The organism is Tabrizicola sp. T46 (genome assembly GCF_057219895.1).
On record NZ_JBXVVV010000001.1, the window covers coordinates 273,137 to 288,140 of the forward strand.

General features: G+C 65.8%; 17 protein-coding genes. 4 read left to right on the forward strand and 13 right to left on the reverse strand.

Annotation, left to right across the window (positions count from 1 at the left end; all coding sequences use genetic code 11):
- Window positions 1-19: 19 nt before the first annotated feature.
- The 4 genes from AC2D9V_RS01415 to AC2D9V_RS01430 all read left to right on the forward strand — a co-directional run bounded on the left by AC2D9V_RS01415 (window position 20) and on the right by AC2D9V_RS01430 (window position 5,157).
- A complete protein-coding gene (locus AC2D9V_RS01415; RefSeq protein WP_484712247.1) occupies window positions 20-1,987 on the forward strand; it encodes a protein meaA in 1,968 nt (655 codons plus the stop codon).
- Between the two features lie 169 nt (window positions 1,988-2,156).
- Window positions 2,157-2,861 carry a purine-nucleoside phosphorylase gene (gene deoD, locus AC2D9V_RS01420; protein WP_484712248.1) on the forward strand — a complete coding sequence of 235 codons (705 nt, stop codon included), beginning with the start codon at window positions 2,157-2,159 and terminating at the stop codon, window positions 2,859-2,861.
- Window positions 2,858-4,177 (forward strand): aminotransferase class I/II-fold pyridoxal phosphate-dependent enzyme, encoded by a 1,320-nt coding sequence (locus AC2D9V_RS01425; RefSeq protein WP_484712249.1) that lies wholly within the window; start codon window positions 2,858-2,860, stop codon window positions 4,175-4,177. Before deoD ends, AC2D9V_RS01425 begins: the two co-directional genes overlap by 4 nt.
- Complete coding sequence (locus AC2D9V_RS01430; protein ID WP_484712250.1) at window positions 4,174-5,157, forward strand: aldo/keto reductase; 984 nt, start codon at window positions 4,174-4,176, stop codon at window positions 5,155-5,157. Before AC2D9V_RS01425 ends, AC2D9V_RS01430 begins: the two co-directional genes overlap by 4 nt.
- Here the strand turns inward: AC2D9V_RS01430 and AC2D9V_RS01435 are convergent.
- The 13 genes from AC2D9V_RS01435 to AC2D9V_RS01495 form a co-directional block, all read right to left on the reverse strand.
- On the reverse strand, window positions 5,148-6,014 hold the full coding sequence (locus AC2D9V_RS01435) for an urea carboxylase-associated family protein (protein WP_484712251.1): 867 nt from the start codon (window positions 6,012-6,014) through the stop codon (window positions 5,148-5,150). The genes AC2D9V_RS01430 and AC2D9V_RS01435 overlap by 10 nt on opposite strands.
- Window positions 6,015-6,072: 58 nt before the next feature.
- Window positions 6,073-6,849: a succinate dehydrogenase iron-sulfur subunit gene (locus AC2D9V_RS01440; RefSeq protein ID WP_484712252.1), complete on the reverse strand. Its 777-nt coding sequence runs from the start codon at window positions 6,847-6,849 to the stop codon at window positions 6,073-6,075.
- 12 nt (window positions 6,850-6,861) lie between these two features.
- Window positions 6,862-8,007, reverse strand: a complete 1,146-nt coding sequence (locus tag AC2D9V_RS01445) for a glycosyltransferase 61 family protein (RefSeq protein ID WP_484712253.1) — start codon at window positions 8,005-8,007, stop codon at window positions 6,862-6,864.
- Window positions 8,004-8,300, reverse strand: a complete 297-nt coding sequence (locus AC2D9V_RS01450; protein WP_484712254.1) for a hypothetical protein — start codon at window positions 8,298-8,300, stop codon at window positions 8,004-8,006. The genes AC2D9V_RS01445 and AC2D9V_RS01450 overlap by 4 nt, the downstream gene beginning before the upstream one ends.
- 4 nt (window positions 8,301-8,304) lie before the next feature.
- Complete coding sequence (locus AC2D9V_RS01455) at window positions 8,305-8,619, reverse strand: hypothetical protein (RefSeq protein WP_484712255.1); 315 nt, start codon at window positions 8,617-8,619, stop codon at window positions 8,305-8,307.
- Window positions 8,619-10,421, reverse strand: a complete 1,803-nt coding sequence (gene sdhA / locus AC2D9V_RS01460) for a succinate dehydrogenase flavoprotein subunit (RefSeq protein ID WP_484712256.1) — start codon at window positions 10,419-10,421, stop codon at window positions 8,619-8,621. Before sdhA ends, AC2D9V_RS01455 begins: the two co-directional genes overlap by 1 nt.
- 10 nt (window positions 10,422-10,431) lie before the next feature.
- Entirely contained in the window at window positions 10,432-10,803 is a 372-nt protein-coding gene (sdhD, locus tag AC2D9V_RS01465; RefSeq protein WP_484712257.1) for a succinate dehydrogenase, hydrophobic membrane anchor protein, read from the reverse strand.
- Between the two features lie 7 nt (window positions 10,804-10,810).
- Entirely contained in the window at window positions 10,811-11,197 is a 387-nt protein-coding gene (gene sdhC / locus AC2D9V_RS01470; RefSeq protein ID WP_484712258.1) for a succinate dehydrogenase, cytochrome b556 subunit, read from the reverse strand.
- Window positions 11,198-11,463: 266 nt separating this feature from the next.
- Window positions 11,464-12,120 (reverse strand): hypothetical protein, encoded by a 657-nt coding sequence (locus tag AC2D9V_RS01475; protein WP_484712259.1) that lies wholly within the window; start codon window positions 12,118-12,120, stop codon window positions 11,464-11,466.
- Window positions 12,121-12,211: 91 nt separating this feature from the next.
- Complete coding sequence (locus AC2D9V_RS01480; RefSeq protein WP_484712260.1) at window positions 12,212-13,234, reverse strand: MaoC family dehydratase; 1,023 nt, start codon at window positions 13,232-13,234, stop codon at window positions 12,212-12,214.
- A complete protein-coding gene (locus tag AC2D9V_RS01485) occupies window positions 13,231-13,434 on the reverse strand; it encodes a DUF1737 domain-containing protein (RefSeq protein WP_484712261.1) in 204 nt (67 codons plus the stop codon). The genes AC2D9V_RS01480 and AC2D9V_RS01485 overlap by 4 nt, the downstream gene beginning before the upstream one ends.
- Window positions 13,435-13,568: 134 nt before the next feature.
- Entirely contained in the window at window positions 13,569-14,114 is a 546-nt protein-coding gene (locus tag AC2D9V_RS01490) for an NnrU family protein (RefSeq protein ID WP_484712262.1), read from the reverse strand.
- Window positions 14,115-14,150: 36 nt separating this feature from the next.
- The gene (locus AC2D9V_RS01495; RefSeq protein ID WP_484712263.1) at window positions 14,151-14,996 is read right to left on the reverse strand and encodes an HpcH/HpaI aldolase/citrate lyase family protein; all 846 of its coding nucleotides are present in this window, start codon (window positions 14,994-14,996) and stop codon (window positions 14,151-14,153) included.
- Between the last annotated feature and the right edge of the window lie 8 nt (window positions 14,997-15,004).

Consider the following 15,004-nt stretch of genomic DNA (forward strand, 5'->3'; position numbering starts at 1 on the left):
AACGACTCGCGAGGCCGAGATGACCAAAGACGCCCCCAAGGATGCTCCCTGGCTCTTCCGCACCTATGCCGGCCATTCCACCGCCGCGGCCTCGAACGCGCTTTACCGCACCAACCTCGCCAAGGGGCAGACCGGCCTCTCCGTTGCCTTCGACCTGCCGACCCAGACCGGATACGATTCCGACGATCCGCGCAGCCGGGGCGAGGTTGGCAAGGTCGGCGTGCCGGTCGCCCATCTCGGCGACATGCGCGCGCTTTTCGCGGACATCCCGCTGGAAGAGATGAACACTTCGATGACGATCAACGCCACGGCCCCCTGGCTCCTGGCGCTTTACATCGCGGTGGCCGAGGAACAAGGCGCCGACGTGTCGAAGCTGCAGGGCACCGTGCAGAACGACATCATCAAGGAATACCTTTCCCGCGGCACCTACATCCTGCCGCCCCAGCCTTCGCTCCGCCTCATCACCGACGTCGCCGCCTATACCGGCAAGCACCTCCCAAAGTGGAACCCGATGAACGTCTGCAGCTACCACCTGCAAGAGGCGGGGGCGACACCGGAACAGGAACTGGCCTTCGCCCTCGCCACCGCCTGCGCGGTGCTGGATGATCTGAAAGTGAAAGTTCCGGCCCAGGATTTCCCGGCTATGGCCGGCAGAATGTCGTTTTTTGTAAACGCCGGCATCCGCTTCGTGACCGAGCTCTGCAAGATGCGCGCCTTCACGGCCCTCTGGGACGAGCTTCTGGAGACCCGCTACGGCATCACCGACGCCCGCTTCCGCCGCTTCCGCTATGGTGTCCAGGTCAACTCCCTGGGCCTCACCGAACAGCAGCCCGAAAACAACGTCTACCGCATCCTGATCGAGATGCTGGCCGTCACGCTCTCGAAGAACGCCCGCGCCCGCGCCGTCCAGCTTCCCGCCTGGAACGAGGCGCTCGGCCTCCCCCGCCCCTTCGACCAGCAATGGTCGCTCAGGATGCAGCAGATCCTCGCCTATGAGACCGATCTTCTTGAATATGAAGACCTTTTCGACGGAAACCCCGCTATCGACCGCAAGGTCGAAAGCCTGAAGGCCGGAGCCCTGGAAGAACTCGCCCACATCGACGCGATGGGCGGCGCCGTCGCGGCCATCGCCTACATGAAGGGCCGTCTGGTCGAGGCGAATGCCGAACGCCTCGCGCGGATCGAATCCGGTGCCACCACCGTCGTCGGCGTGAACCGCTTCACCACGACCGAACCCTCCCCCCTTGCCACCGGTGAAGGGGCGATCATGACCGCCGACCCGAAGGCCGAGGCTGACCAATGCACCCGGCTCGCCCAGTGGCGCGAAAGCCGCGATCCCGGGAAGGTCGCCGAAGCCCTCGCCGCACTCCGCCAGGCCGCCCAATCGGGCGAAAACATCATGCCCGCCTCGATCCTCTGTGCGAAAGCCGGGGTCACCACCGGCGAATGGGGCGGCGCGATGCGGTCGCTTTACGGCGAATACCGTGCCCCGACCGGAGTGTCGCAGAACCCCTCCAACCGCACCGAGGGGCTGGAGCCGGTTCGCGACGCCGTGGCCGCAGTCGCCGCGAAACTCGGCCACCCCCTGCGCCTCCTTCTTGGCAAGCCTGGTCTCGACGGCCACTCCAACGGCGCCGAGCAGATCGCCGCCCGCGCCCGCGACTGCGGGATGGAGATCACCTACGACGGCATCCGCCTCACCCCACAGGAGATCGTCACTGCCGCGGTCGAGAAACAGCCTGATGTCATCGGCCTTTCCATCCTGTCCGGCAGCCACGTCGCCCTGATCCGCGAAACGATCGACCTCATGCGCAAGGAAGGCCTGGCCCAGCCCCTCGTCGTCGGTGGCATCATCCCGGATGAGGATGCGCTGACCCTGAAGGCGATGGGCGTCGCGCAGGTCTATACCCCCAAGGACTTCCAGCTGAACCGGATCATGTTGGACCTCGTGGCGCTGGCCGACCCCGCTCCTGTTGCTGCGGAATAGCCAAGCCCAGGCTCCAAGCCCCCTTGCGATCCCCGCTGCGCGCCGCCTTAATGGACGGTGAAGTGGCCGCACGTCTTCACCAAAGGAAGACGCGGGCAAGACAGTAAGAAGACGCGGAAAACATCGCAGATCCAAGGCGTTAACCCTGATTTGCGGAACTGGGGGAAGAATGACCGTCCACATCGGTGCCAAGCCCGGCGACATCGCCGAAACCGTCCTGTTGCCGGGCGATCCCTACCGCGCCCGCTGGGCCGCGCAGACCTTCCTAAAGGACGCCGTCCTGGTGAACGAGGTGCGCGGGATGCTCGGCTACACCGGCACCTGGAACGGCCACCGCGTCACGATCCACGGGTCCGGCATGGGGATGCCCTCGCTCTCGATCTACGCCAACGAACTCATCCGCGACTACGGCGCCAGGACGCTGATCCGCGTCGGTTCCACAGGGGCGCTGCCTGAACATGTGAAGGTCCGCGATGTGATCCTGGCGCAGACTTGTTCCACCCTCGGCTCACCTTCGCGCGCGATCTTCCGCGAGTTGAACTTCGCGCCCTGCGCCGATTTCGGCCTTCTCTCAAAGGCTTACGCCGCCGCCACGGCCAAGGGCACGCCCGTCCACGTCGGCGGCATCTATTCCTCCGACACTTTCTATGACGAACGCCCCGACCTATGGAAGGAACTGACCCGCCACGGCTGCCTTGGCGTGGAGATGGAGGCGGCCGAGCTTTACATGGTCGCCGCCCGCCACGGCGCGCGGGCGCTGGCGGTCCTCACCGTGTCCGACCACATCGCCACCGGCGAAGCCCTGCCCTCAGACCAGCGCGAGCGCAGCTTCGGCGCAATGATCGAAATCGCGCTGGAGGCGGCCTTCGCATGACCCACCTCGCCCCCCGTCCCTGGGTTCCGAAAGCCTGTGAAACCTACATCCAGACCCTTGCGGAAAGGGTCGCGCAGCCCTCCTCCGCCGTCGCGGCGCGGTTGGACCAACTCATTGAACGCAATCGCGAAATCCACGACCAGGACTGCTTCAACCTCAACCCCGCGACCAATGTGATGAACCCCCGGGCCGAGGCGGCGCTGGCGTCCGGCATCGGCTCGCGCCCCTCGCTCGGCTACCCCGGCGACAAGTACGAGACGGGGCTCGAAGCGATCGAGGAGATCGAGGTCATCTGCGCCGAGCTTGCGGCCGAGGTCTTCGGGGCGCGATATGCCGAGATCCGTGTCGGTTCTGGCGCATTGGCGAACCTTTACGGCTTCATGGCACTGGCCAAGCCCGGCGACAGCATCATTGCGCCCCCCGCTACGATCGGCGGCCATGTCACCCACCACGCCGCTGGCTGCGCAGGGCTTTACGGGCTGACCACCCATCCCGCCCCCATCGACGCCGATGGCTATACCCTTGATCTTGCAGCCCTTCGTGACCTCGCCCATGCCGTCCGGCCGAAGATCATCACCGTCGGCGGCAGCCTCAACCTCTTCCCGCACCCCGTGGCCGAGGTCAGGAAGATCGCCGATCAGGTCGGGGCCAAGGTCCTCTTCGACGCGGCCCACCAATGCGGGATCATCGCGGGCGGGGTATGGGCCAGTCCCCTGGCCGAGGGCGCGCATCTGATGACGATGTCGACCTACAAGTCCCTCGGCGGCCCGGCCGGCGGGCTGATCGTCACCAACGACGCCGCCATCGCCGAACGGCTCGACGCCATCGCCTTTCCCGGCCTGACCGCGAACTTCGACGCGGCGAAATCGGCGGCGCTGGCCTACACCCTCCTCGATTGGCGCGATCACGCGGCGGCCTATGCGAAGGCGATGGTCGACCTTGCCCGGGCGTTGGCCCAGGAACTTCTTAACCTTGGCCTGCCAGTCTTTGCCGCCGACCGGGGCGTGACCACCTCGCACCAGTTCGCGATCGAGGCGGCGGCCTTCGGCGGCGGGCAAGCTGCCTCCAAGACCCTGCGCAAGGCCGGATTCCTCGCCTGCGGCATTGGCCTGCCGCTGCCCGAAGTGCCGGGCGATATGAACGGCCTGCGGATCGGGACGCCCGAGCTTGTGCGCCGCGGTGTGACACCTGCGGACGCTCCTGCCCTCGCGGCGCTGATCGCCGAGGGGCTGCGGTCGAACGCGCCCGAAACCGTGGCCCCCCGGACCCGCGCCCTGCGCGCCCGGTTTCAGGGCCTGCACTACGTGACGCCATGAAGACGCGTGGACTTGGCCGGAACGGACCGATGGTCTCGGCCCTTGGACTGGGCTGCCTCTCCTTCGGTGGCATCTTCGGCCCGACGACCGAGGCCGACTCGCTCCGCACCCTCGACGCCGCATGGGACGCCGGGATCACCTTTCTCGACACCGCCAACATCTACGGCAAGGGCGTCAGCGAAACGGTGATGGGCGAATGGCTGCGGACCCGGAAGCACCGGCCCCACATCGCGACAAAGGCGGCCTTTACCGACGATCCCACCCGCCGGATCGACAACCGGCCCGAGCATCTGCGGGCCGAGTTGGAGGGGTCGCTGAAACGTCTCGGCTTAGACCACGTCACCCTTTTCTACGCCCATCGCCACGATCCGCAGATCCCCGCCGAAGACCTGGCCGGAACCATGCAACGTTTTGTTCAGGAAGGGAAAATCCTGGGCTACGGCCTCTCCGAAGTGGCGCCCTACACGGTCGAACGCGCCCATGCGGTGCATCCCGTGATGGCGGTGCAGAATGAGTACTCGCTGTGGACACGGCAGCCCGAACTTGGCCTGATCCAGCTTTGCGCGCGGCTGGGCGTGGCCTTCGTCCCGTTCTCGCCCCTTGCGCGGGGCGTGTTCGGGACCCCGATGGCAGACCCGACGACCTTCGCGGCGGGGGAATTCCGCACCCGCATTCCGCGGTTCCACGCGGAGAACTGGCCTCACAACCGGGAACGGCTTCAGGCCTTCCACGCCTTCGCCATGAGCCGCAGGGTCACCCCGTCCGCCCTGGCCCTTGCATGGCTTCTCGACCGCGGGCCGCACATCATTCCAATCCCCGGCACCCGCACGGCCGATCACCTGTGCGCCTGGCTTCAGGCCCCAGAGATCGACCTTGACGACCATGACCGGGAAGAGATCGACCGCCTTCTCCCCGTCGGCTGGACCTGGGGCGACCGCTACGACGACGCGCAGGCGGCAACGGTCGAACGCTATTCCTGACCGTGGCTTCGGTCATAGGGGTTCGGTCCCGGCGGTGCCCAGCCTGCGGGCGGAGCCTTTGGGCGGAAGACCTGCACCAGAAGCGGATGGCAGGCCGCCGTGTCCGAGGAATGCTCGGCTGAACAATCCCCGCCCGGGCAGGCCGACAGTGCGCCGATCAGGTCGATTTCTGCCATGAATTCAAGGTAATCCCCGGGCCGGACGGGCGACGCCTTCATGAAATACTGGCCCGTGTCCCGGGTAAACCCGGTGCACATGAAGACGTTCAGCACGTCATGCACATGCAGCTCTGCCGCGTGGAGAGGCAGGCCCGCATGGGCCGCCACCGCCCGCGTCAGGTTGGAATGGCAGCAGTGGTGGTACTGGTCCCCGCCCGAGAGAAGCGCATGGGTATAGGGGTCGCAGCGCGTACCGATCACGTCATGCACCGCCCCGCCGAAGGCATCGAAACCGTACCAGTCCAGCGTGTCCTCGGTGATCGTGGCCATCGGGCGCAGATAAGGCAGGCAGGACCACATCCGGTCGCCCGCAGAAAGATGCGTTCCATGCAGCGCCCGGGTCTTGCCGGAGAAGAACCTCTCCCCCAAGTCCTTCGCGGAAAAGAGATTCAGGTCACCAACCTGCGGCCCCTCGACGCTGACGATGCGAAAGAAGTGGCCCGCCGGCACCTCGAAACACCGCGCCTCACGCGGGGGCACCAGAGTTTCCGACACCATCGTCCAGCATGCCCGGGCCGTGCGATAGGCGGCAAGGTCGGGGCGTGGCAACCCTTCGACCGGGTAGCAGATGACGGGGGCCACGCCCTTCCGGGCGGCAGCATCGGGCGGCGCGGGGTGATCGGGATGGTCAGGTTTCATGCACGGCAGGCTTGCCCGAAAATGCCCGGACGGCAAGCCTGCCGAAAGCCTGCTGGAGTCACACCACGCGTTCGACCATCATCTTCTTGATCTCGGCAATCGCCTTCGCCGGGTTCAGCCCCTTTGGGCAGGTCTTGGCGCAGTTCATGATCGTGTGGCAGCGGTACAGCTTGAAGGGGTCCTCCAGCGCATCCAGCCGCTCACCCGTCGCCTCGTCACGGCTGTCGATGATCCAGCGGTAGGCATGCAGCAGCGCCGCCGGACCAAGGAACCGATCCGAGTTCCACCAGTAGCTCGGGCAGGCGGTGGAGCAGGACGCGCACATCACGCATTCATAAAGGCCGTCCAGTTTCTTGCGGTCCTCGATCGACTGGCGCCACTCCTTGCCCGGGGTGTTCGTCTTGGTCTCCAGCCACGGCATGATGCTGGCATGCTGGGCGTAGAAGAGCGTAAGGTCAGGGATCAGGTCCTTGATCACCGGCATGTGCGGCAAGGGGTAGATGCGGACGTCGCCCTTCACCTCATCCAGGCCGTAGATACAGGCCAGCGTGTTGATCCCGTCGATGTTCATCGCGCAGGACCCGCAGATGCCTTCACGGCACGAGCGGCGGAAGGTCAGCGTCGGGTCGATCTCGGTCTTGATCTTGATCAGCGCGTCAAGGACCATCGGGCCACAGGTGTCCATGTCGACGAAATAGGTGTCGACGCGCGGGTTCTCGCCGTCATCGGGGTTCCAGCGATAGATCTGGAACTTGCGAACATTCTTGCCGTCCGGCTTCGGCCAGGTCTTTCCGGTGCGGATCTTCGAGTTCTTCGGCAAGGTGAACTGGACCATCGGTCTGTCCTTTCAGGTCTGGCAAACAGGCTGGGCGGCCGAAAGCGGCGCGGTCGGCAAAAGGTCAAGGTCGGCAAGAACGTCCATGTTCTCGGCTGTCTGGTCGGGCGAGGTTCGCACCCGGGCCATCCAGGCCGCGAGGTCGGCCTGAACGGCGGCACGATAGGCGTCGGGGTCCCAGTGCGGCCTGAGGTCGATCCCCATCCCCGCGAAGACGGCAAAGAGGACTTCGGGATCGTAAAGGCCGACGTCAAGGTCGTTACGGTTGCCGCGACGTTCGGTCCGGGTGCCAAGGCGACCGGCCAGAACCGGGTGGTAGACAAGCTGACGGCACCGGGCCCCCAGTTGCACCCGTGCCGTCTTGCGGAACGGTCGGCGCGGCAAAACGTGGATCTGCTGGTCGATGAACCCCAGAAGACAGCGCCCATGCAGCGCCGAGCCTTCGGCGAAGATCAGCACCTCGGCCCCGGCGTAGATTTCCATCTGGCGGCGGACCGGCAGCCCTCCGGGCTCGATGACCCGGACACCGAGCTTTTCCAGAAGGCCCGCAAGGTAGCTTTCGCCGGCATGTCCACCCTTGCCTTGCGCGACAAATCCCACGCGGCTGATGTAGACGAACCGGTTCCGTTCCGGCACCAGGCCGTTCCGGTCCGCCATTGCTGCAAGAAGCTCGAGGAATTCGTCGGTCGGGGTCGGACCGCCGAGCGTCTCGCCCTGGGCAGCAACCCGAAGCTCCTCGGCAAGCAGCGGCTCGTCAACAAGGCGAAGCCGGTCGCGCCGCAGGCCATGCCAGTCCAGCACATCCCAGACGAAGCCAGGCAGGGTCTCGGTGCGCGCACCCGGCATGCCGGTGAAGAGGTAAAGATCATCCGGGCGGTCACGCAGGGACTGCGGCAGGCGGGTGATATGCTCGCTGACCAGATGCCCGAAGTGATGGATCAGAAACCCGCCCCAGACAACGGGCTCGGCCAGCGGGCGCAAGCGGTCTGGGCGTTCGGGCCTGACGTCGCAGGCCAGACCGCCCCGGCAGTGGCGCGCCTCGAACTGGGTGTCGAAATCCGGCCAGATCGGACCGCCCTCTCCCTTCAGGCGCTGGACGCGTCTGACGGGAACGACCGGAACATCATGGAAAAGCTGCATGGGGGCCAAGCCGGTCATCGGCCGGTCCAGTCCGGATGCGAGAAAAGCGGGCGCGACGGTGCCTGCCCTGCCTTTTGCCGCACGCAGGTCTCATAGACGACAGCGGGATCCCTGCCGGTCAGGAAATCGCTGGTCACCTCGACCGAGAATTCCGTGCTTCGCCGCCCGCCCGTCCCGACGCCGAAGCCCACTTCGCCGCGCGGTTGCTGGGCAAGGCGGGCGCGTTCCACGCATTGCCTTTCGGCCTGGGGCAGCGGGATCGGACCGCAGGCCGCAAGCGCGAGAAGAAGAGGGGTGACGGCCCGCCGCATCGCCTTACCGGATCGGCGGCACGCCGCTGGCGGCGAAACAGGCCTGTGCGCCGGGACGCAGGGCGATGGACCGGATGGTGGCCTTCGTCGAGCTTCCGGCAACGACCCCCACGTCCCGGGCGAGCAGCCGCAGTTCTTCCGACGTTGCCTCATTCAATATGCAATCGGTGGCGGACTGCGCTGGTCCGGCGGGCATGTCAACGTTGACGACCGGAAAGACCACTGTCTGGACCGTACGTTTCAGCGCCCTGTCCGCGACCTCGGCCGGATCGCAGGCCGCGACCAGAAGGGCTGAGGCAAGGACAAGGGCGGCGCGCATCAGAACTTCCTTTCCGCAGGGGCGATCTTCTTAAGCGGGATGCCGCCCTGTGCCTCGGTCGTGAGGGGTTCGGTGCGAACCGGACGATAGTCCAGCCTGACCTTCGCGCCGTCAATCCATGCCAGGCTGTGCTTGCGCCAGTTGGCATCGTCGCGCTGCGGGTGGTCCTCATGCGCGTGCGCCCCGCGGCTTTCGGTCCGGGCATGCGCGCCGTAGATCGTGGCCAGCGCGTTCGGCATGAGGTTCGCAAGCTCCAGCGTCTCCATCAGGTCGCTGTTCCAGATCAGGCTGCGGTCGGTGACGGAAAGGTCGTCCATCTTGCCGGCGATCGCGGTCATCTTCTTCTCGCCCTGGGCCAGGGTTTCCTCGGCCCGGAAGACGGCGGCGTCGGCCTGCATCGTCTTCTGCATCTCCAGGCGCAGGGCTGCCGTCGGCACGTTGCCCTTGGCGTGGCGGAAGGCGTCGAAGCGGGACAGGGCCTTGTCGACCTCACCCTTGTTGGTTGCGGGGACGCTCGCGTCGCGGTCCACGACTTGCCCGGCGCGGATCGCGGCGGCGCGACCGAAGACCACAAGGTCGATCAGGCTGTTCGACCCCAGCCGGTTCGCCCCATGGACCGAGGCGCAGCCCGCCTCACCCACCGCCATAAGGCCCGGGAAGACCGCGTCCGGGTCCCCAGCCGTGGGGTTCAGAACCTCGCCCCAGTAGTTCGTCGGAATGCCACCCATGTTGTAATGCACAGTCGGCAGGACCGGGATCGGTTCCTTCGTCAGGTCCACGCCGGCGAAAATGCGCGCGGACTCGCTGATCCCTGGCAGCCGCAGTTCCAGCGTCTCTTTCGGCAGGTGGGAAAGGTTCAGGTGGATATGGTCGCCTTGCGCGCCCACGCCCCGGCCTTCGCGGATTTCCAGCGTCATGCAGCGGCTGACATAGTCGCGCGGCGCGAGGTCCTTGTAGTGGGGCGCATAGCGCTCCATGAACCGCTCGCCATTGGCATTGGTCAGATACCCGCCCTCACCCCGTGCGCCTTCGGTGATCAGACAGCCCGAACCGTAGATGCCGGTCGGGTGGAACTGCACGAACTCCATGTCCTGCAGCGGCAGGCCCGCGCGGGCCACCATCCCGCCGCCGTCGCCGGTGCAGGTATGGGCCGAGGTCGCGCTGAAATAGGCGCGGCCATAGCCACCCGTGGCCAGCACCACCATCTTGGCGTTGAAGACATGGATCGAGCCGTCGTCGAGCTTCCAGGCCACCACGCCGGTGCAGGCACCATCGGTGATGATCAGGTCCAGCGCGAAGTATTCAATGTAGAATTCCGCATTGTTCTTCAGGCTTTGCCCATAGAGCGTATGCAGGATTGCGTGCCCGGTGCGGTCGGCGGCGGCACAGGTGCGCTGCACCGGCGGGCCCTCGCCGAACTCGGTCGTGTGGCCACCGAAGGGGCGCTGGTAGATCTTGCCCTCTTCCGTCCGGCTGAACGGCACGCCGTAATGTTCCAGCTCGTAGACTGCCTTCGGCGCCTCGCGCGCAAGGTATTCCATCGCGTCGGTGTCGCCCAGCCAGTCCGACCCCTTCACGGTGTCATACATGTGCCACTGCCAGCTGTCCGGCCCCATGTTGCCAAGGCTGGCCGCGATCCCGCCCTGGGCCGCGACGGTATGGCTGCGGGTCGGGAAGACCTTGGTCACGCAGGCGGTGCGCAGGCCCTGTTCGGCCATGCCCAGTGTGGCGCGCAGACCGGCACCGCCGGCCCCGACCACAACCACATCGTAATCATGCGTCTCGTAAGCGTAGGCTTGCATCATGCGTCCTTCAAAGTGCGATCCGGGCCAGAGCGAAAAGGCCCGTGGCCGCGATTGCCCAAGCCAGCGCCACGGCGCCGATGATCAGGGCCTTGCGCGTGGTGCCCTGGGCATAGTCCTCGATCATCGTCGTGGCACCCATTGCGAAATGGCGCATCCCCACCACCAGTACCAGCGCCGTGACGATGGCGGCAAAGGGGTTGGCGAAGGTCTCAAGCACCGCCTCGCGCGGCTGGCCCAGCGCCTTGCCGAAGATGTAAAGCCAGATCGGGACAAGGATCGCCAAGCCGACCGCCGAGACGGTCATCGACCAGTGATGCTCGGTCCCGGTTCCGGCGGCGCCACGGCCCTCGGCACGCTTGCGGGCGGTCAGATAGCGCATGGAACCCTCACTGAACCAGAAGAACGGTGATCACGGTCAGGACGACCGACCCGATGATGCAGGCCCAGCCCAGCTTTTCCGCCGTGGGAATGTCCATCCCCTTGCCCGCGTCATAGTAAAGGTGCCGGAGGCCCGCGAGGAAATGGTACCAGACCGCCCAGGCGGCGAGGGTGAAGACAAGATCGCCGAACCAGCTGGTCACCACCGCGTCGGCCACGGCGAAATAGGCCTCTGACGTTGCCGCCGCCAGAAGCCACCAGACCGCCAGCGCCACCGCCACGATCAGCCCGTTGCCGGTGATCCGCGTGAGGATCGAGGAGATCGAGGTCATCTGCGGCCGGTAGATCTGCAGGTGCGGCGACAGGGGCCGCTCGGCCCGCTTCATGTCTGCCATGGCTGTCCTCGCGCTTGCTTGCCGGAGGGTCCCGGATCGGGCCGCTGCCGGTCGTTGCTATCCTGCCCCTGAATAACGCGGATTTCGCGCATGTCACGCGCGACGATGCCGCATACGCGAGATGTTTCCGCTATCTGCCCAAGTTTTTCAGATTTGTGATCGCAAATTTTCGGGGCGTGATCACAAAAACATGGGCACGCTCGCGCTGATGCAGCCAAACGAAAAAGGCCGGGCTGGCCGCCGGCCCTCTTGGGAAGTGAAGGCAATCAGCCGCCGAAGATGGTCGTATCCCAGGCCAGCGACAGGCCAAGATAGCTGTTTTCGTATTCGGTGCCGTCATAGTAGCGGAAATCGACCGAGGTCTCCTCGCCGAGGAAATAGGTCGCACCAAGCTCCCATTCTTCCTCGCTGCCGGCCCCATCCACTTCGTATGAGCCGTAAAGCCCGGAAATCTCCAGCGAATCCGTGGCAAGGAAGGCCGCGCCGACGTAGCCGGACCAGAGCGATTCCGCCCCTTCGAAGGCCGGGGAGTAGTAGACCTCGGTTCCCACCGCGAACTGGTCGTTGAGCGGAACATCGACCTCCAGACCGAATTCGCCGCCGCCGTCATAACCGTCGTTGGGATAGTAGTAGCGGGTGTAATAGGCGTTGTAGGCGACACCTGAAGCCAGTTCGTTGCGGTAGCCGAAGTAGAGGTCGACCTCGTCCAGCACATCGTCGCTGGCAAGCTGGCCCCAGAGGCCGATGTAGAGCCCGCCGATGTCAACCTCGCTGTAGCCCGACAAATAGGACGTCGTGCCGGAGTCGGAACCGAACTCGTCGTAGGTAAACTCGATCGCCGCTCCGCCGTACACGATGGGCTCCTGACCCTGTGCCGTCCCGGATGCAAGGGCCAGTGCCATCGCTGTCACGAGTGTCCGCATGTGAAGTGCCTCCATGGTTCGTTTGACGAATCATGGCACGGAATTCCGACTGACTGAACGGTCAATGCTCAGCTGGCACCAGAAATAGTGTCTAGCGTGGCAGGAATGCCCAGTAATCGAGATCCAGCAGCACATCAGTCAGGTATTTCCCCTCGGCATCGCGCAACGCACCAGCCTTCCCCCGCGTCACCACCAGGCGCAGGCGCAGCGCGCCGACACCGGGTGCCGTGGTCTCGGCCCGGTCCAGCACTTCGGACCAGGCGCGCACCGTATCGCCGGCAAAGCAGGGGTTCACATGCGCGCCGGCGTTCAGGCCGGCGATGAACTGGGCATTGGCCAGACCGTTGAAGCTGAGCGCCCGGCCAAGGCTGATGACATGCCCGCCATAGATCAGGCGGCGCCCGTCTTCGCGCTGGCTGACGTCGAAATGGACCTTCGAGGTGTTCTGCCAGAGGCGGGTCGCCAGCATGTGCTCGGCTTCCTCGATGGTCACCGCATCGACATGGTCGATCACCTCGCCCACGGCATAATCGCCCCAGCGATGGGGTTCACCGGCAAGGGCAAAGTCGTAGCGGGTGAAATCGAGGCCGTCGGGAACGACAAGCTGTTCTGGGCTAACGGCGGCGGCAAGCTTCGGGACATGCGTCTCGACCACCACCTCGCGGCGGCGCTTGCGCACCATCACCCAGCGCACGTAGTCGAGGACGACCTCATCCCGCTGGTTCATCCCCTTGGTGCGCACCCAGACCACCCCGGTCGCACCGCTGGAGGTTTCCTTCAGCCCGATCACCTCGGAGACCGACCGCAAGGTATCCCCCGGCCAGACTGGGCGCAGCCAGCGCCCCTCGGCATACCCAAGGTTCGCCACCGCATTCAGGCTGATGTCCGGCACCGTCTTGCCGAAGACGGTGTGGAAGGCGATCAGATCGTCCATCGGGCTGGCGGCCAAGCCCACCGACCGTGCAAATTCGTCCGAGGAATGAACCGCCCCCCGCGCAGGGTAAAGCGCGTGATAAAGCGCCCGCTCGCCCGCGCCGACCGTGCGCGGCACGGCATGGACGATCACCTCGCCCAGCCGGTAATCCTCGAAGAAACGGCCCGGATTGGTCTTCATAGCTCGCCCAGCTTCAGGTCGGGGTGATAATCGCCCGGAGCCTCCTTCACCACCGCCTGCCCGCAGCGCATGACGCCATTGGCCGCATCGAAGGCATAGGTCGGGCTGCCGTGAAGCTCCCACCCCTTGTTCAGGGCCGCCGTCACCTTGTGACAGAAGGCCGACGTGTCATCCGCGCTGAGGAACCGATAGAGCTTCATCTTCCGCAAACCTCTGACAATTCTACTAAAATTGTCATCCTTTCTGCCCAAGTATCCCACGGGGGTAGACCTTTGGTTTCGCCATTTGTTCGAGAAACCAATGGGCTGGGGGGTGTGACCCCCCCCGTCCGACCTCAGCCATAGGGCCAGACCCCCAGCCAGTTATGCACCCAGCCGATCGCCGCCGTGACCAGCACCGCGCCAAGGACCGCGCCGATCTCTTTCCCGGCCGGGGCGGGCGGGTTCAGCGCCGGGCGCGGCTCGGCCCGGTTGATCAGGATCACCTCGAGCACCGCCCAGGCCAGAAGCCCGCCGAAGAGAATGACGCTTGCAAGGTCCCCGTTCACCAGAAGATGCGCCACGGCCCAGGTCTTCACCGCCGTCAGCTGCGGGTGCCGGATCACCCGCGTGATCCGCGTCTTCATCCCGCTTGCCGCGTAAAGATAGATCGCGAGCAGCATCAGAAGGTTGTTCACATGGGTCAGGAAGGCTGGCGGATACCAGAGGTCGATGTGTTCGACGCCCCGGTAGCCGATCACCATCAGCACCATCCCGGCCAGGACGCCGACCGCCACAAGCCCCTTGCCGGCGTCGCCCATCGCCGCCCGGCGCGCCGGCGCGAGCCGTTTGAAAAGATGGGCGCCCCACCACAGAAGCAGTCCCAGAATGATCAGCGTCATGCCCGTCCCCCCGATGCGTCGCGCGCCACCCTGCCCTCAATCGGCAAGCGCCGCAATCGCCTCGGCCTTCGCGATCAGTGCCTCCGCGGTCGCGACATGCAGGTTCTCGACGATGCGTCCGTCGACGACCGCCACCCCCTCGCCACGGTCGCGCGCCTCGGCATAGGCGGCGATCTGCCGCCGGGCGAGCGTCAGGTCTTCGTCGCTGGGCGCGAAGACCGCGTTCGCCACGGCGATCTGCGCGGGGTGGACCAGCGTCTTGCCGTCAAAGCCCATGTCCCGGCCCTGCTCGCATTCGGCCTTCAGTCCCTCTTCGTCGCGGAAGGCGTTGAAGACACCGTCCACGATCAGCTTGCCTTCGGCGCGCGCCGCCAGAAGGCAGGTGCCAAGCGCCGCCATCAGCGGCAGCCGGTCGGCCCGCGGCCGGGCCCCAAGCTCGCGCGCAAGGTCGTTCGTCCCCATGACCATCCCCTGCAAGCGTGGGTGAGCCGCGATGGCTGCGGCGTTCAGGCAGCCGCGCGCGGTTTCCATCATCGCCCAGATCGGCTTGGCCACCCTGGGCGCCACGGCTTCGAGATCCTCGGTCCCGTTCACCTTCGGCACCAGCACCGCATCCATGCCGGGATGATTGGCGAAGGCCAGGAGGTCCGCGGCCCCCCAGGGCGTCTCAAGCCCGTTCACCCGCACGATCCGTAGGCGCGGGCCAAAGTCCGCTGACGCAAGTTCGGCGGCCAGAAGCGTCCGGGCCCGGGCCTTCTCTTCGGGGGCCACGGCATCCTCAAGGTCGAAGATGATCGCATCCGCCTGCAGCTCACGCGCTTTTTCCAGCGCGCGCTCCTTCGAGGCGGGGATGTAGAGGACCGACCGGACAGGACGCAACACGACTCACC